At 46.3% G+C, this 17,057-nt stretch carries 13 protein-coding genes and 1 pseudogene; 10 read left to right on the top strand and 4 right to left on the bottom strand.

All coding sequences use genetic code 11. The features are described from left to right. The first annotated feature begins 484 nt into the window (after window positions 1-484). From DP_RS11885 to DP_RS11855, 7 genes and pseudogenes are all read left to right on the top strand, one after another. Window positions 485-1,096, top strand: a complete 612-nt coding sequence (locus tag DP_RS11885) for a hypothetical protein (protein WP_011189583.1) — start codon at window positions 485-487, stop codon at window positions 1,094-1,096. Between the two features lie 53 nt (window positions 1,097-1,149). Next, the gene (locus DP_RS11880) at window positions 1,150-1,479 is read left to right on the top strand and encodes a hypothetical protein (protein WP_156792285.1); all 330 of its coding nucleotides are present in this window, start codon (window positions 1,150-1,152) and stop codon (window positions 1,477-1,479) included. A 136-nt stretch (window positions 1,480-1,615) separates the two neighbouring features. Then, the gene (locus tag DP_RS11875; protein ID WP_011189581.1) at window positions 1,616-2,383 is read left to right on the top strand and encodes a DUF2971 domain-containing protein; all 768 of its coding nucleotides are present in this window, start codon (window positions 1,616-1,618) and stop codon (window positions 2,381-2,383) included. 122 nt (window positions 2,384-2,505) lie between these two features. Beyond that, window positions 2,506-3,423 (top strand): annotated as a pseudogene (locus DP_RS18640) (bacteriophage abortive infection AbiH family protein). A 354-nt stretch (window positions 3,424-3,777) separates the two neighbouring features. After that, window positions 3,778-3,957 carry a hypothetical protein gene (locus tag DP_RS18390; RefSeq protein WP_198408687.1) on the top strand — a complete coding sequence of 60 codons (180 nt, stop codon included), beginning with the start codon at window positions 3,778-3,780 and terminating at the stop codon, window positions 3,955-3,957. Between the two features lies 1 nt (window position 3,958). Next, a complete protein-coding gene (locus tag DP_RS19265) occupies window positions 3,959-4,324 on the top strand; it encodes a TIR domain-containing protein (protein WP_041277950.1) in 366 nt (121 codons plus the stop codon). 230 nt (window positions 4,325-4,554) lie between these two features. Then, complete coding sequence (locus DP_RS11855; protein ID WP_041277949.1) at window positions 4,555-4,830, top strand: hypothetical protein; 276 nt, start codon at window positions 4,555-4,557, stop codon at window positions 4,828-4,830. Window positions 4,831-5,119: 289 nt separating this feature from the next. On the opposite strand, the gene DP_RS11850 is transcribed toward DP_RS11855, so the two are convergent. Genes DP_RS11850 through amaB form a run of 4 tightly spaced genes read right to left on the bottom strand, consistent with a single transcriptional unit; the run spans window position 5,120 to window position 11,033 of the window. Continuing rightward, window positions 5,120-6,514, bottom strand: coding sequence for a hypothetical protein (locus DP_RS11850; RefSeq protein ID WP_011189576.1), 1,395 nt, complete (start codon window positions 6,512-6,514; stop codon window positions 5,120-5,122). A 39-nt stretch (window positions 6,515-6,553) separates the two neighbouring features. Beyond that, complete coding sequence (locus DP_RS11845) at window positions 6,554-8,143, bottom strand: FAD-binding oxidoreductase (protein WP_041277948.1); 1,590 nt, start codon at window positions 8,141-8,143, stop codon at window positions 6,554-6,556. 7 nt (window positions 8,144-8,150) lie between these two features. Continuing rightward, complete coding sequence (gene lat, locus DP_RS11840) at window positions 8,151-9,461, bottom strand: L-lysine 6-transaminase (RefSeq protein ID WP_011189574.1); 1,311 nt, start codon at window positions 9,459-9,461, stop codon at window positions 8,151-8,153. Between the two features lie 39 nt (window positions 9,462-9,500). Beyond that, window positions 9,501-11,033 (bottom strand): L-piperidine-6-carboxylate dehydrogenase, encoded by a 1,533-nt coding sequence (gene amaB / locus DP_RS11835; RefSeq protein ID WP_041277947.1) that lies wholly within the window; start codon window positions 11,031-11,033, stop codon window positions 9,501-9,503. 1,089 nt (window positions 11,034-12,122) lie between these two features. Between amaB and DP_RS11830 the strand changes: the two genes are divergently transcribed. From DP_RS11830 to DP_RS11820, 3 genes are all read left to right on the top strand, one after another. Further along, window positions 12,123-13,763: an alpha-keto acid decarboxylase family protein gene (locus DP_RS11830; RefSeq protein ID WP_011189571.1), complete on the top strand. Its 1,641-nt coding sequence runs from the start codon at window positions 12,123-12,125 to the stop codon at window positions 13,761-13,763. A gap of 1,044 nt (window positions 13,764-14,807) precedes the next feature. Beyond that, window positions 14,808-15,545, top strand: a complete 738-nt coding sequence (locus tag DP_RS11825; protein ID WP_049785095.1) for an ATP-dependent zinc protease family protein — start codon at window positions 14,808-14,810, stop codon at window positions 15,543-15,545. Next, complete coding sequence (locus DP_RS11820; RefSeq protein WP_011189569.1) at window positions 15,542-17,056, top strand: inactive transglutaminase family protein; 1,515 nt, start codon at window positions 15,542-15,544, stop codon at window positions 17,054-17,056. Before DP_RS11825 ends, DP_RS11820 begins: the two co-directional genes overlap by 4 nt. The last annotated feature ends 1 nt before the right edge of the window (window position 17,057 follow it).

Here is a 17,057-nt window from a genome sequence, read left to right as displayed (position 1 = left end):
CATTCCCCCCTTCGAACCCCATGCCGCCCCGGCTCAGTTGCTAATCCTCACTCTCGTTTCAGCTTCCACTAAGGTTGCGAACGGACTCCTGTCCTCGCAGCTGGCAGGCCGTCCTGACCTGCCCACGCGCCAGCTTCACTCCGTTCGGGCAACTGAGAGGGGGAGGGCAAGGCAGGCCAATCCATCCCTGCTGGGCAAGGGCTCGCCCTGTTGTTCATAGATAAAGGCTCTTAATTATTGCTCATAACCAATTAATAGTGTAAGAGGGGGGCAACTCTTTGCGAGGGGAGGGAGAGCCTTTCCTGGCCCCTGTAAGAATGTTGTCTGCCGGAAGACGACTGTATGATGGGCCTCTATTAGACAAAATTGTGCTACAGGTCTGTGTAATAACTTGTTGGACAGTGCATTTGGCAGTATATCATAATTATGGCATTCCACAAAATCATTTAATTAACTAACAATGTAATTCGATAAAAAACTAATTATGTTAAAAAAAGTATGGCTTATAATAGGCGGATTAGCTTTAATTGCTGGTTTAATATCTTCGGCGTTTAGTGTGTGTCAGGAAATAAATGGTTGGTATAAAAACTTAAAAATAGGAATCGCATGGTATAAAAAAGATCAAAAGGGTGATATTTTTTTAGTCGATACAAATAACATCGAAGTCACCTTGAACGAAAGCGATTTGTTCGCAAGTAGGATTAGGATGCCGATTAATCTAGCAATAAAGAATAAAAATGATGAGCCCCTAGAAATTGTCAAAGTTGAATTAACTTATGATAAATCATTGGATATCAGATCAGAAGCTGAACAAAAGGTTCCAATTGAACCGGGAAAGTTAGTTTTCGAGCACAATTTTGGTTTATTGTCAGTTTCAAAAAATTATACTCCGTTACCAACAATTGATGTGCTTTCATTTCCAACTTTTTTTGCAGTTGAAGAAATACTTGTGGTTTTGTCAGATGGAGTTCCAGCGTATACAGCAACAATTATTGGTCTCCATGTAAATGAAAAAAAAGACATTTTATTCCAAAAAAAATTAATATTGGTATTTCGATCAATGCCAAAAACTATCCACCTGTCAATGAAAATTTAAATTTTATATTTAAACCGATATCTGTAAGTATGATTTGGCCTCCAACTATTAAATTGGAAACTCATGAAATTGGTAAAAATAGCCAACTTAATCCAAATAGATGGTTAGGTGGCAAGGTAATTGATCAATGGGACGGTTTTTACAATTCAGACGTAATTAAAAAAAGCTATATTCAATATTTAAAAATTAAAGCTAATGATGGGTCAATTGCTCAGATAGTATATAGAGACCGAATCATCAGAAGAATAAACGTTGATGAAAATGGAGATGGTTTGCAAGAGTATATGTTAATTGATGAAAATGGAGATGGAAATTTGGATAAAAAATCTATATTTATCCCTGAAATATCAATGATTGATTGGAAAAAAGAAGCACTTGATTGAATATTTCATTAGCCCCCCATAAATGTATAAAGAGCATGGCAATATTTCGCTGATTGGGCTTTTGCCAAAATTCTAAATTAAAGATCATCATTGATCAATCATAACCAAGCCGCAGTCGTAAAAGTGAGGGATCTTTGTGCTGAAATTTTATAAATACTTACCATTTACTGATGGCTCAAAATGCATTTTGTCCCAAGGCACTATGAAATTTAGCCATTACTCAGAATTTAATGATCCGTTTGATTGCAAAACGGCGTATGACATTGACGAATCGATGCTGTACATAGAATCTCGTCCTGACATATTTAAGGAAGTAGGTCGGCAGCTAGGGTTGTCACCAGCCAGTTGTATACAAAAGAAAAATAAAATGCTTGATGGTATAAGAAAGTCTTTGAAATCTGGTGTGTTTCATGATGGGATTATTGGTAATGTTGGAATATGTTGCTTGACGAAAAAGCCTGACAATATCCTTATGTGGTCGCATTATGCTGATAATCATGCAGGATTTGTAGTTGAGTTTACTACCAACAACGTAAATGAAAATATGCATATGGGCAACGTAGAGAAAAAGCTATTTGGTTGGGATGTTGAGTACTCTGCGAATATGCCAATCATTATTGCAGGTACTAGAAATTTTAATGCAGTAAAAAAAATATTTTTGACTAAATCATTAGATTGGGAGTATGAGTCAGAGTATAGAGTACTTGCTATGAAAAAAGGGCCGGGTATCCATAAGTTTGACCAGACTATGATTACTCGGGTAATAGCTGGTACAAAAATGTCTTCTAATAATTATCGAGAACTGGAAATCCTGGTTAATGATTTGCCCGAACGAGCAGGATGTCGTCCTAGATTAACTAGAGCAAAAATGTCCACAGGACAATATAAGTTAGAAACGGCTTAATAAGGTAAATCAAGCAGACGTGTAACGGCTGTCATTATTTTTGCAAAACAAAAACACGCAAAAACAACAATCTCGCGCCAGTTGACGAGGCGTTATGCGAACCCATATACAAATCGTTACGGATGGGAATTATCGACATGGAAATTTTGTATGTAATTGGTAACGGATTTGATCTATGGCATGGGTTACCCACTAAGTACACTGACTTCTATGCGTTTTCAGAGACCCATCTTGATGAGTTGGAGCAGTATCTATGTTTTGACATAATTACAGAAAATCCGTGGAACAACTTTGAAGTAGTTCTTGGCAAGTTCGATTGGGAAATATTTTATAATAACCATAATTTCATTGACGTCTCAGATGATTCATTCAAGCCAAGCATGGCATATGGCCTTGAAGACGATATCAAAGAGCAGGCTGACAATTTAGTTGATGACATTCAGTAGCAATTTCAGGAGTGGATTGAATCCATTTCTATTGATGGTGTCGAAGCGAAGTTTGACTTTAGATCGGCGTGTCGATTTATCTCATTTAACTACACATCCATTCTTCAAATGGTTTATGGAATATCTGATGATCTAGTTTTTCATATTCATGGTAGTGTCGTCAAATATGATCGCTTAATTTTTGGACATGGCGAGTCAATGGAAGAAGTACCTGAATTAGATGAAAATTGGGAAAGCAATCGTACCATGTTCACTGACGCTGAAGGTTCAGCTAAGTACCCGTTTTATGCTTTTCAGAAGCCGATTGACGACATTATAGATTACAGTCTTAGTTACTTCAAAAATCTTGAAAATGTCGAGGTTGTAGTGGTCATAGGCCATTCTTTAAATGACATTGATATTCCATATTTTAAAAAGATATCCAACGTGACCCAAAGTAGTAAATGGGTTGTTAGTCAATACTCAGAAGACGAAGGGAAAAACCACATAAGACAACTGGAAAAGTGCGGCGTTGCCTCAAACCAAATTACATTATGTTCTATTGATGATATACCTAATGTCCTTGCATCTATAAATAATAATAAAAAAGCATAACAAATCAAAGCACTCGGACGCAGCAAAGCTGCGCAGGTGTTTGAAGCGTTAGCTTCACCCCAAAAAATTTAGAGTACGAAAAACATATGACAGAATATAAGAAAACATGTGAGGACGAATTAGACTGGGCGTGCGTGGATCAACTTCATGAGGCTACACTACAGATTAGTAAGAGCTGTTTTGAGTTCAAAAAAATATGTGTAGGGCTTATTGGTGCCGCTTTAGCTATACTAGTTAAACTTACTGACAACCAACTTGATCATACATATTTTCTCATACCGCTATTAATTTGCTTCGGGTTTTGGGTCGCAGATTTTTTCAGCATATTACTTTCAAAGAAAAACGAGAATTGCCATGAACAGGAAACTGCAAGCAATAGCTCAAAGAAATTTAATTGACAACTATCAACCTGAACAATTAGGAGTAAGCTGGCTAGGTGCGGCATTTAATCATTCAATGTCTCTTTACTATGCTTTATCGACACTAGGGCTTATAGGCTGGTTTGCATTTTTTATGAATTGGATTGGTAAGTGACATGGGAATATTCGTTAGTTATACCACTAGAGATCACTATATTGATCGTAAACTATTAGAGAGTGTGTCCGAGGTGCTTTCAGAATACGGGTCTTATTACATCGACTTGTTACATAACGACTCAATAGACAAGCAACGCCACGTAGAACAGATGCTATCGCAAGCTCAATTGTTACTGCTAATGTCATCCAACTCTATTAATGAGTCTGAATGGGTTCAATGGGAGTTGCGTGAGGCTAAAAGAAATTGTATCCCAATTATTGCAGTTCAAGCCTCTTTTGATAGAGAAGAGACCGTAAGCAACTTAAAATTTAAACTAGCTTCGAAGTTCAAGAAGCCAATAAGGACTAAAGCTGAGATGCGTTAACGTGCGCTATTTAACTTGGCGTTATCTAAATAAAAGATGAAGTGCATTGGATAAAAAAATGATGGAACACGAAATTTTAGAAAAAATTATCTTAGGGGCAATAAAAAAGGTTCAGATCAACGATCTGGAACTGATATGCAATAAACTGGAATGGGCAACTGCGCATAGGTTATGCTGTTAATCTAGAAGAGTATTTCTCTGGATTTAATGTTGATTGTGAATACAACGAAATGGGTGAAGAACTTGACCCGAAACATGATTCTCACAAAAATCATAAGAGACCAGATATCGTTATACATAAACGTGGAAGGCTTGAACTTGAGAATAATCTTTTGGTCATAGAAATAAAAATAGAACAAGGCTATGACGAAGATGAGAAAAAATTGTTAAATTTTACCGATACTCTAAATAAATACCGACCATTTCAATACAAATATGGTTTAAAGATATTCTTTTTACCAACGTTGCAACTTGGGTGGTTTAGAGAAAGGTTTTTGTTTAAATAATCCACAGATAATCAAACATGTAGCTAGGAAATTGTTCAACGTGGTCCCGCTAATGAACCTGTTCTCAAGCAGGCCTTTCATCCTCTCCAGGCTCAGCATTTGTTGCTCGTATTGTCTGTGGAACCGACCGGAGCTGCTGAGAGGCTGATCTTGTAGCCCCCAGCCAGTGCCCCTCTTTTCGGTTAAGATTACAAAGGTTGAAGATCCATGATCTGATAGACTTTTTTTTGATATCAACCATGCTTATGCCGGTTGAAAACCTGTAGGGCATGCCCTTACAACAAAGAAGTTACGGCATTTTCGACCAGTGATGGGGCAGGTCCCCTCTAACATCAGCAACCCTTCGGGGATCAGTTTCCGCTATGATGACGCTGACGTTCTCTTGGTTAAAGCCCTTATAGCCATCCCGGCGCTGAATATTCTCCAAATGGCTGCCAATGGCCCCCTTGTCGAGGAATCGATCTGCCTGCTTTTCGCTGATAAGCCTATCTTTAAGCAGGCCTTGTACCACCTCCGGATCAGTGTCCCAGCGCTCTCCCGAACTAAATGCCTGTTTGAGATAGGGAAAATCGCTAAACGGTTCCATAAAGTTAATATTATAGCCTGCCAGGTCGGTGGGGAGATCAGCAAAGAGAAAGGCTGCCGCCAGATGGTGCATGCCGGCACCGAGAATCGAGTCTCCGTGTAGTGCGCACCACAGGCCTACGCTGCCAAGTTCTTCCCGCTCAGCCAGTTCCTGTCTGGAAAAATCAACTTCCATCTCCTCCGGGGCCAGGTCTACATCGAGAAAGAGGGAGATGCCTGCTGTGGGGTTCTCCATTACCTGGGCGCCCCATCCCGCTTCAGCACCTGCGTAGAATCTTTCCCGCTTATGAAAGCCAAGGAGGGTGAAGAGGTTGATCAGTTGATTAAAGTGTTTCCTTGAACTGCGAAAGGTATGGTGATCATGATTTGCCCATCCCATTCCCATAATATCCTGACGCATCTTTTGTATACGCCCAGCCTGATTGCGTGACATCCAGTAACGTCGCTCGGCTTCACAGACAATATGGGCGGCAAGGTTTTGGCCCATGCTCTCAACCAACTCTTGGGCAGTATGAACTATCAGGGCAAAGGTCTGATCGCGATCAGGCCCTGACCTGGGCAGGCGCTGCCATTTTTCTATTGCCTGCAGATATCGGGCTGGATCAATTTCAATATGGGCTGGGGGTAGAGCATCACTGCCCCTGCGTTCCACCGCATAAAGGGCTGTGCCATTCTTGCGGGAGGCCGTGCACTTTCGTACCTGGGCCAAGGGGGTACCCTCAATTTCACCGCTGAGACTGTTGCACTGGAGAAAATCAGCGATGGAGTCTACCTTTAGGGCGATACCCGGAGGAGATCTTTTCACTGATTCTGGTAGAATAATTTTGGGTAGGCTCACGCCATGAGGGGAAAAAATGCTCCCTGTAGGGGATCTTTTTTCGGTAAAGCCCAACTGACTAAGACGTTGACGAAGCAGCAGCGAATCCTCGGCCACAATATGATCCAGCCAGTCGAGCATCCTTGTCGAGGTAATGGTCTGTAATTTATTATCAAGTTTACCAATGAGCGGATTTTTTTCTGCCAGATCTGTTATTAAACTTACCAGGTAGGTCTCTGTCCGGGGCTGTCGTTGCCAGGCAAATCTATCTACATTTTTCATTATGTTCTCTCCATCTTTACATGAGATGTATCAGGGAACTTATTTTTGAACTGGTTCAAATAGGTCATGGCGCATCTTATCGGTAATGGCTCCCCTGCCAAACATTGCCTCGGGGTTTAAGATATTATCTGGATCGAAAATATCTTTGACCCTCTTCATGTGCCTGTATATGGACGAGCCCCATTCCCGTTCAAGATAGGGAGTGCGTAGTCGTCCCATGGCATGTTCGGCGGTGATGGTACCCTTATAGCGGAAGACTATCTCGTAGACTCCGTCGGCAATGGCCTGAATGCGCTCTTTCAGATCTGTCTCTTTAATATTGATTAGAGGGCGGAGATGAAGATTGCCATTGCCCGCATGGCCATAGATCACCGTTTCCAGACCCTTCTTTCTGAAAAAAGTCTCAATGTCCTCGATAAAGTGGGCCAGGTGCTGAGGTGGAACCCCAACATCATTGACGATTGAGAGGGCCTTCATTCCAGCCCCGGGTCGGAGAAGTACCGGTAGGATCTGTTTGCGGATTTTCCACAGTTTGGCAAGCTCTTCCTCTGTCTGTGCCTCTTGGGGAGGGACGAGGAGGTTTGGGCTTTTTCTGAGCTTCTCCTTAAGTTGCGCCAGTCGGGCCTGCCGCATTGGCCCCTCACATTCAATAAAGAGCAGATGGCCGTTATGGAGTTCATCGCTTCCTGCTCCCTTCCTCCTTTTCAGGAGCCTGATGGTGGCTTGACTGATCACCTCGATGGCAGTTACCTCTGCCGCAATTGCCTCCTGAGTAGCCAGGCTGAGAGCATGGAGGTCGGTGAAGTAGAGGAGGAGGGCCGCCTTTTCGGGGGTATAGGGCTCAACGCGCAACGTCGCTCGGGTGATGAGGCCAAGACTGCCGACACTGCCGGCGAAAAGCTGGGCCAGGATTTTTTCTGGTTGCAGCTCAGCCATAAGGGCAAAGAGGTTATAGCCACTTGCTGTCTTGAAATTGCGCCGTTTTTTTAGCAGGGAGACCGTTGCCTTATCAGCTCGAACCTTCTCTTGTAGTTGGGTAAGGGCTGCCCTGAGAGTTGGCGGGATGCTCTTTGGCCGGGCCGAATCGATATGCTCACCCCGGGCCGAGATATATTCGATATCCTGTAAAAATCTGTCGATACTGCCATGGGAAAAGCCATGTGGCCCGCTTGCCTTGGTAGCAATATTGCCACCTATCTGGCAGAGGGGGGAGCTGGAGGGGTCTGCCGGCAGATAATAGCCCTCCTTTTTTAAAAATGTCTGGATGGTATCATGGTAGACACCGGCTTCAACAGTAATATAGTCCTTGCCAGCCCCGGTGCTGAAGTCAACTATATTACCTAGGAAACCATTGCGGGGCAGATGGATAACAATACCCTCACCGAGGGCTGCACCTGCCGTTCCGGAACCACCACCTCGGGCGGTGACAGACAGGTTCTCGTCTCTGGCCGTGCTCACTATGGTAGTAAGATCCTCCATTGAGGCAGGGCTTACAACCATTTGCGGTACCACCTGATAAATGGATTTATCGGTGGAATAGCGCTGCAGGGTTGTCTGGTCGGTATAGACCGTACCCTCGATCTGCTGGTCGAGGTGGAGGGCCAGTCTCTTTCTCTTTGAACTTTTCATTGCAGGATTAACCCATTGTTTTTTTGATGGTCCGACGGATAATATCCATGCCTTCGTCAATCTCTTCCCGACGAACCACGAGGTGGGGCCGGAACCTGATGGCTTTTTCTCCGCAGCCGAGGAGCAGTACCCGCGCCTTATACATATCCTCGATAAATTGATTGCGCATGGTCTCTGAGGGTAGGTCAAAGGCGCACATAAGGCCTCTACCCCGGGGGTTGGAGACAAGGTGGGGGAACTCTTCTCCCAGGCCTTCAAGCTGACGGAGAAGATGATTTCCCTGGACTCGGGCATTGTCCACCAGTCTCTCCTCTTCAATAATTCTGAGAATATGGGTACAGCGCACCATGTCTACCAGATTGCCCCCGAAGGTGGAGTTGAGTCGGCTGGACTCTTTAAAGACATTGTTTTCAACCTTGTCGATTCTTTTGCTTGCCATAATGCCGCAGACCTGAGTCTTCTTACCAAAGCAGAGGATATCCGGTTCAATCTCTAAATGTTCATGGGCCCACATCTTTCCGGTTATGCCCATTCCGCTTTGGATCTCATCTACGATGAACAAAATATCATGGTCATCGCAGATCTTGCGTAGTTGCCGGAAAAAAATCGGGCGGAAGTGGTTGTCACCGCCTTCTCCCTGGATAGGCTCAATGATGAGGCCAGCAATATCATCACCTTCCCTGCCAATAACCTGGTGAATCTGGGCAAGAGCCCTCTCCTCCAGTTCGATGACCTGTCCAAGGTTTTCTCGATTAAGTGGGAAGGTGATTTTGGGATTGAGGATTCGTGGCCAGTCCATTATGGGGAAGAACTTTGTCTTTCTCGGGTCATGGGTATTGGTTAAAGAGAGGGTATAGCCGGAACGACCGTGAAAGGCCTGCTGGAAATGGATGATTTTTGTGCCCTTAGGTGTGGCTATGCCTCTCGCTTGGTTGAGGCGGGTTTTCCAGTCGAAGGCAGTTTTGAGGCTGTTCTCAACGGCCAGGGCCCCTCCTTCGATAAAGAAGGCATGGGGCATGAACGCAGGCATTGCCAGCTGGGCGAAGGTGTCGACAAATTCAGCAAACTCTTCGGTGTAGACATCCGAGCTGGAAGGCTTTTGGATGGCCACGGCCCCAAGTTGCTCCTGTATTGCCAAGAGGCTTGGGTGGTTGTGCCCCACGGCCATGGAGGCGAACATGGAGAAAAAATCTAAAAAACTGTCGCCGCTATTTTTATCTACCAACTGCGATCCCCGGGATTTTTTCAGATCAAAAACCAAGGGCAGGCCGTCCGCCAGTATATGTCGGGCCAGAGTAGAGCTTACGCGAGATGTCATAGATAATCTCCAGTATATGAGAGGGGAGCTTGTCCCGTCTTAGATGGTAAAGTTTATCCCCTGGGCCAGGGGCAGTTCGTGGCCATAGTTTATGGTCACCGTTTGTCGGCGCATATAGGCCTTCCAGGCGTCTGAACCGGATTCACGCCCACCTCCGGTGTCTTTTTCTCCGCCAAAGGCGCCGCCAATCTCAGCCCCCGAGGTACCGATATTGACATTGGCAATGCCACAGTCAGAACCCCATGGCGAGAGGAAGGTTTCAGCCTCCCGCAGGTTGTTGGAAAAAATGGCAGAGGAGAGTCCCTCATGGGCACTGTTATTGATCTCTATGGCCTGGTTAATATCTCCGCTATACCTAATTAAATAGAGGATGGGAGCAAAGGTCTCCTCCTTGATAATGGGGATATCGCTTTTCACCTCAACCAGGGTGGGGGCAACATAGCAGCCAGATTCAAAGCCCTCTCCTTGTAGGGCATGGCCACCGCATAGTATCTCTCCCCCTTGGTCTTTGATGGTCTCTACTGCTGCGAGATAATTGGCGACGGCATCCTGGTTTACCAGGGGCCCCATATGGTTATCTTGGTTGAGGGGGCTGCCAATACGCAGACTTTTATAGGCCTTTGTCAGACCATCTCTTACCTTGTCATAGATAGATTCATGAATAATCAGGCGACGGGTGGTGGTGCAGCGTTGTCCAGCAGTACCGACAGCGCCAAAGACCACGGCGGGGATGGCAATAGCAAGATCTGCCTCTGGGCTGATAATGATACTGTTATTTCCTCCCAGCTCTAGGAGGGATTTACCGAGGCGCCCGGCAATGATTTGGGCGGCATGTCGACCGGTACGAACAGAACCGGTAAAGGAGATAAGGGGCAGGCGGGTATCTGCAAGCATCAGGTCGCCTATGTCCTTGCCACTACCACAGATAAGAGAAAAAATGCCTTCGGGCAGCTTGTTTTTCTTGAGGACCCGGGCGATGATATGCTGGATGGCAATGGCGGTTAGGCCTACCTGGGAAGAGGGCTTCCATACCAAGACATTGCCACAGACAGTCGAGAGCATGGCGTTCCAGGCCCAAACTGCGGCAGGAAAATTAAAGGCAGTAATAATGCCGACAACACCAAGGGGATGATACTGATCGTAGAGTCTGTGGGAGGGTCTTTCCGAGGGCATGGTGGCGCCGTATAACATGCGTGACTGGCCCACGGCAAAGTCACAGACATCGATCATTTCCTGTACCTCTCCATATCCCTCCTGAAGAGATTTCCCCATCTCCAGGCAAATCATCCTGCCAAGGTTCTCCTTATCTTTGCGCAGGGCCTCGCCAATCTGTCGGACAATTTCTCCACGCTCAGGGGCAGGGATTTTCCGCCAGAGGGGAAAGGCCTTTTGGGCCTGAGTAATAATTCGCTTATATTCAGGCGCTCCTCCTGCTTGGATTTTGGCGATGATCCTTCCGTCCACAGGTGAGATGGATTCTATGACCTTGCTACCTGCGGGGGAGATCCACTCTGTGCCGGTGCAAATACCGCTGTTGGCTTTCTTTATATGTAGTTTTTTTATACTTTCCATATTGTCCTCGTAGCTTGTGACTCCTCTGCCAGGAGAGTATGGCTGGCAGAGGGAGATCATGAAAATTGAAAGACCTATTAACATGCTAGGTGAATCAGGCAGGCGAAATCAAGTGAGAAGGGGCACATTGTTTTGCTCTCCTCTGCTTGGTCGGTCGGTTCTTAAATAAATATGCCCTTGACAGGTGCTCTCTCTGTCAGGATGGATTTGTCTTCAATTGGTCCCGGCTACACACTCTTTCTCGTCTGTGAGTAAAGATTTATTTGACTCTTAGCTGTCTCCCCTGTAGCTCTTGTTTGCATAAGAGGTAGTATTGGCGCTGTAATTAATTACAGGGTCACATAGAGTCCCATTAGGAGTCTGTCGGATTTTTTATGGTAGCTGAGTTGGTAGAATAGGTGCGACAAGTTGCTTGGAGATGACATAAAAAAATCCTGTTCAAGTATCCTACACTCACACCCCCTAACACTCTTCTGCAATCCACCCTCCGCTCTTGCCATGCTATAATAATAAGGGTCCAGAGTTTCTTTGGAAGCTGATTCATTCGTTGAGGCTTTGGTACTTAGCATAATATCTGTGATATGATCTGTAGCACATGGTCAAGAGGTTGAGATTGAAATTTTTCGGGCAGAGCTTTCGCTGAACTTAAGTCTTAATCAAGCACAGGGGATATGGAGATATTTGCGCAAAAAATAAAGACAAAAGAAGATCCAGAGAGTATCTGAATGGGGGGCTTCATCCTCTCTTGCAAGCCAGGATGAGTTAACGACCTATACCTGTCCCATACACCCTGTTGTTTCTTATAGTTGCCCTTTCTTGGGCCATGGACAGAAGATTCTATCTTCCAAAATTATCCCTGCATATTGGTTGGAGGAAATCGTCTAATGTTTTTCAACGGTGGAATGTTTAGGTGCTTTTTTTTATCAAATTTATTTTAAGCAACTGTAAGAATAAAAATTGTCAGCTATCAATGATGAACAGGCCGGCATGACTTGTTCTTTTAGTTTAGCTAAGTCACAGCACACACCCTATTGCAGGCCTTAGCTCTAAAATCGACAAGCTAACAGCTAACAAGTAAGGAGAGGAGTTATGGAACAGACCGTAATAGAATATGTACTTTCCCGATTGAAAGATCTTGGAGTGAAGGATGTTTTCGGGGTACCGGGTGACTATGCATTCCCCATTAACGATGCTGTTTGTAATGATAAGGAGCTGCGCTGGATTGGCAACTGTAACGAACTTAATGCCGCCTATGCAGCCGATGGTTACGCCCGGATCCACGGTCTTGCTGCGCTCAGTACCGCCTATGGGGTAGGAGAGCTCAGCGCCATTAACGGCATTGCCGGAGCCTATGCTGAACATCTGCCAATATTTCATCTGGTGGGAATGCCTGCGAGCAGGGTTCAGGCCGCTCACCGCCTAGTGCATCACACCCTCGGTAACGGTGAGTTCGACCTCTTTTATAAAATGACGGAGCCGGTGGTCTGCGCTCGAGCTATCATGACCCCGGATAACTGTGTGGCCGAGACTGAACGTCTCATTGCCGCGGCTTTCTATCACCGTCGGCCGGTATATATGGCATTCCCGGGAGACTATGCGGATATGCCGGTTGTGGGGCAGGCAGAGGCAGTGGTTGTGGCAACAAGCGAGGTGGGCACCCTGGCGGCCGCGGTAGAGGCGATTTGTCATGCCGTTTCCGTAAGTAAGAGGGCCTGTATCCTGCCCGGTATCATGGCTACCCGTTTCGGGCTTCGAGACCAGGCTGCCGCCGTGGTCGAGGCTTCAGGCCTGCCCTTCGCCACCATGTTCATGGACAAGTGTGTACTCAATGAGGCGCACCCTAGCTATATAGGTATCTACAACGGCGAGCTGATGAATGAGCAGGTTCGGGCCTTTGTCGAGGGCAGTGACTGCCTGCTTGCTATCGGCATGATGCTCACAGATTTTAACTCCGGCTCTTTTACGGCCAACATCGATCCTGCCGCAAGTATCAATATCATGCCACATAGGGTGCGGGTAGGGACTGCCATCTACCACAATATCGAAATGAAGGATGTCTTGGTCATGCTGGCCGAAAAACTGCCCCGTAAGTATGGTCTGGGCCCCAGGGTGGAGGGGCTCGGAGAGCCGGTCGGTGGCGAGGACGATAAGATCACGGTGGATTATCTCTACCCACGCTGGGAACAGATGCTGAAGGCCGACGATATACTGGTTGCCGAAACCGGAACATGCTCGATGGGGCTCGGTTTCGCTAAGATGCCCAATGGCTCGCTCTTTCTCAATCAGAGCCTGTGGGGATCGATCGGCTGGGCCACCCCCGCCGCGTTAGGTGCTGCTTTGGCAGCCCCGGATCGTCGAACGATCCTCATCACCGGTGAGGGTTCGCATCAGTTTACGGCCCAGGAAATCAGTCAGTTTCATCGCTATGGTCTCAAACCAATCATTTTCGTGCTCAGCAACGATGGTTATCTGATTGAGCGATTGCTCTGCCGCGACCCCGATATCTACTATAACGATCTTGCCCAGTGGCACTATAAAGACCTTCCTGAAGTACTGGGTTGTGACGGTTGGTTTAGCGCCCGGGTGACGACTTGCGGTGAACTTGATGAGGCGATCAGGAAGGCCGAGGCCTGTGGTAGCGGTGCCTATATCGAAGTTGTGACAGATAAATATGAAGCCTCTGAACTAGCGCAGAGACTGGCCGACTCTATTGCCACTCTTTATAAGTGAAAGGTGGTATGGGCTCATCGAGTAGATCATTGAGCGAAGGGGCGGTCTCTTGCCAGATCGTGTAACTCGATGATATTAGTTAGGGGGGATGAAGGTCAGTGATGGCAGGGAGGCGGGGCCTTAATCTCTCTGGGTGCGGGGTTGTTGAAGCCTTACCATGCAGGGTCTAGAGTCTGTCGGCCTTTTTCAAAATCATGCTATACTGTTGCCAGTAATCAATTTATAATAAGAGGTTAGGTAGGTATGAGTGTAACCTTCACAGGTGGTAGTCGATAGCAGATTTTTATGTTTCTGCCAACGTGTAAGATTTGCTATCGAAAGGCCATTTGGTACGTTTTGTCATTGCAAGAGTGGGACAATTGGACATTTTTGCAATTAAGAAGGCATATGGTGGTCGAGGCAGTAAGGTATATTTTTCAGAAATGATGACAGCCCTTTTGTTCTAAGGATATGCGACAGGAGTGTTTTTCTGCGTAAAATTGAAAAAGCCACCTATGACTCTGTTGCTTTTCGCTATATCACTGGCAATAATCATCCTGATTACGACACTATTGCCTTCTGCAGACGTCGCTTTCTCCCTCATTTGTAAAATATTTTGTTCAAATTCTTCAGATAGCTCATGAAGCGCAAGTTCTCATTGACCGCATTAGTCCTTTTGGGGCCGTTTTTTTCTAAAATCCAGTAAATAAATGTGCAGGTGTGAACCGTGAGAGCTATGGAAATAAAATCTCACTAATCTGTAAAGGTATTATCTTCAGGTGTAAATGGGGGATGGTCTTCTTCCAAGCATCTGTAAATAGGTAGCTTTCTATCAGTGGTGTTGCTGATTGACAAGAACAATGTTATATGGGCAGTGAGATCTGCATGCCTCAGACTGGCAATATGGCAAAAGGTGAGCTGGGAAAAGAGGGGTCCTCGTGGGGGCGTCGCCGCAAGATTGGTTGGAGGCAACCTTCTTGCGGTTTATGACAGGCCCGGTGCTGAATGAGTTTCGGCAATGATAATTGGCGAATGTTAATATATTTTCAGGTGAAAAGAGTAAAAATGGTTCAGATCAGGAAAGCCATCTTTGGCTGGCAGAGAATAGTGATGCTTTTATTGGTTCCGGTGCTACTTTGTTCATGTACCCTATCCAGGCCGGACATTGAAGCCGGGGTTAAACCGGCTGTCGGAATTGAAGCTAAACCGGCTGTCGGAATTGAAGCTAAACCGGCTGTCGGAATTGAAGCTAAACCGGCTGTCGGCATTGAAGCTAAACCGGCTGTCGGAATCGAAGTTAAACCGGCTGTCGGAATCGAAGTTAAACCGGGCCCTGAGACCGGTATAAAACCGGTTTTTCAGCCCTCTGCCGGTCTTCGCCTCATTGGTGAGGTGGAACCGGTCACCCTTATTAAGTCCGGGGTGACAATGCCTGCCAGGATCGATACTGGGGCAACGACCTCTTCCCTTGATGCTAAGGATATAAGGCGCTTTGAGCGTGATGGGGAAAAATGGGTTCGTTTTATGGTGAGAGATAGGAGAAGCGGTCAGAAAAAAGAGATGAAATGTCGTCTCTCTCGTAATGTAACGATTAAGCGCCATGGAGAGAAGTCGCTGAAAAGACCTGTGGTCACGGTAAAGAGTATGATGGGGGGCGTCAGGCTTGTTAGGGAATTTTCTCTGGCCGATCGCTCTGATTTTGCATACCAGATTCTCATAGGTCGAAATTTCCTTCAGGGCGAATTTGTGGTCGACGTAAATCGTAAAAACGTAACTACCCCCATGAGTGAGAAACAGAGATGAAACAGCAAATTCAGATTATTGTCATTGTTGCTGTTCTGGTCGTGTTGGGGGTAGGTGCCACCATATACAAGCATATAGAGTTGGGCTTTCCCCTGCTTCCAGGAAAAAAAGAGATGGCCTGGACCGTTGAGGCGACCATCTCCTTTATCGCTGACGGTGGGCCGGTGCAGATCTCGGTTAATACGCCCGACCCCAATGATGCCATCGCAGTCCTGGGTAGAAAATCTATTGCTGAAGGGTATAGCTTTGAGCGAAAGGGAAGCCGGGCTGTCTGGCGTGCCGCTGATGTAAGTGGCCGGCAGAAGATTTTTTTCAGGTCCACGGCCTATAGGCGCAGTGATGGAGGAGAGGTTAGCCAGAAGGAGATAGAACCGGCAGCAGTGATTATTTTCAGCGGAGCCCATGAGGTGGCAGCCGATCATATTGTCACCGAGGCCCTTGGCAAAGAGACCTCGGAGTTGGGGCTGGCAAGGGCAATCCTTGTGTCCCTTAATGACCCCATCAATCAGGACGCCTCGTTGCTCCTCACCGACGCGGACGAATACGGCGGGAAGGTAAATCTTGCCTGTAGCTTGCTGAACAGAGCCGGGGTGAAGTCACGCTCTGTTAAGGGGCTCAATTTAGCAGTGTCAAAGAAAAAGCAGAAGCTGAGAAGCTTTATTGAAATCCAGAACGGACGGCAGGTGCAGTTGATCAACCCAAGAACCGCAGAGCTGGAAAATCGGGATCAGTTCCTGCAGTGGCAGCATGGCAGTGAGTCTATCCTTGAGATTATGGGCGGCACAGGCGGAAAGATCAGGTATTCCACCCTGACAGGAGAGATCTCGGCCCAAAGAGCTGCTGTGCAGCACGGTAGGTACAGCGGTAGCAAGTTCATTGATTTCTCCATCTACAGTCTTCCCGTCTCTCAGCAGAACACCTTTAAACTCTTGCTCCTCATTCCCATCGGCGCCCTCATCATTGTGATCCTTAGGAACCTTGTGGGGGTGCAAACCTCAGGCACATTTATGCCTATTCTTATTGCCTTGGTTTTCTTGCAGGTTAATCTTCTGGCAGGGCTGTCACTCTTTATTATTATCGTCGGGATTGGTTTGATTCTCCGTTACTATCTGAGTAGCCTGAACTTGCTCCTTGTGCCGAGGATCTCGGCGGTACTTGTCTTTGTCATCATTATCTATGTGGCCATTAGCGTTATTAGTATCAAGATGGGGATAGAGGCGGGCTTAAGGGTGACCTTTTTTCCCATGATCATTATTTCCTGGACCATTGAGCGCATGTCTGTTCTCTGGGAAGAAGAGGGCCCCAGGGATGTTTTCATTCAGGGTGGAGGTAGCCTCTTTTCAGCATCAATTATCTTTCTGGTTATGAAAAACCCCTATGTAGGCCACCTGACCTATTCCTTCCCCGAGCTTTTGCTGGTGGTTCTGGCTGTGATCATTATGATTGGAAGTTACTCCGGTTACAGGCTGACCGAGTTGCGACGATTTGAACCTCTGTCCGGGGGCAAGTAAG

The organism is Desulfotalea psychrophila LSv54 (assembly GCF_000025945.1).
GTDB classification, from domain to species: Bacteria; Desulfobacterota; Desulfobulbia; order Desulfobulbales; family Desulfocapsaceae; genus Desulfotalea; species Desulfotalea psychrophila.
Note: the sequence above shows the minus strand (reverse complement) of the source record. Positions and strands in the feature narration are given on the sequence as shown.

Coding starts and splice junctions, on each gene's coding strand:
- DP_RS11830 (WP_011189571.1), top strand. CDS start 12,123: ATGGAACAGACCGTAATAGAATATGTACTTTCCCGATTGAAAGATCTT.
- DP_RS11885 (WP_011189583.1), top strand. CDS start 485: ATGTTAAAAAAAGTATGGCTTATAATAGGCGGATTAGCTTTAATTGCT.
- lat (WP_011189574.1), bottom strand. CDS start 9,461: ATGACATCTCGCGTAAGCTCTACTCTGGCCCGACATATACTGGCGGAC.
- DP_RS11825 (WP_049785095.1), top strand. CDS start 14,808: ATGGTTCAGATCAGGAAAGCCATCTTTGGCTGGCAGAGAATAGTGATG.
- amaB (WP_041277947.1), bottom strand. CDS start 11,033: ATGGAAAGTATAAAAAAACTACATATAAAGAAAGCCAACAGCGGTATT.
- DP_RS11850 (WP_011189576.1), bottom strand. CDS start 6,514: ATGAAAAATGTAGATAGATTTGCCTGGCAACGACAGCCCCGGACAGAG.
- DP_RS11855 (WP_041277949.1), top strand. CDS start 4,555: ATGGGTGAAGAACTTGACCCGAAACATGATTCTCACAAAAATCATAAG.
- DP_RS11820 (WP_011189569.1), top strand. CDS start 15,542: ATGAAACAGCAAATTCAGATTATTGTCATTGTTGCTGTTCTGGTCGTG.
- DP_RS11845 (WP_041277948.1), bottom strand. CDS start 8,143: ATGAAAAGTTCAAAGAGAAAGAGACTGGCCCTCCACCTCGACCAGCAG.
- DP_RS18390 (WP_198408687.1), top strand. CDS start 3,778: ATGAACAGGAAACTGCAAGCAATAGCTCAAAGAAATTTAATTGACAAC.
- DP_RS19265 (WP_041277950.1), top strand. CDS start 3,959: ATGGGAATATTCGTTAGTTATACCACTAGAGATCACTATATTGATCGT.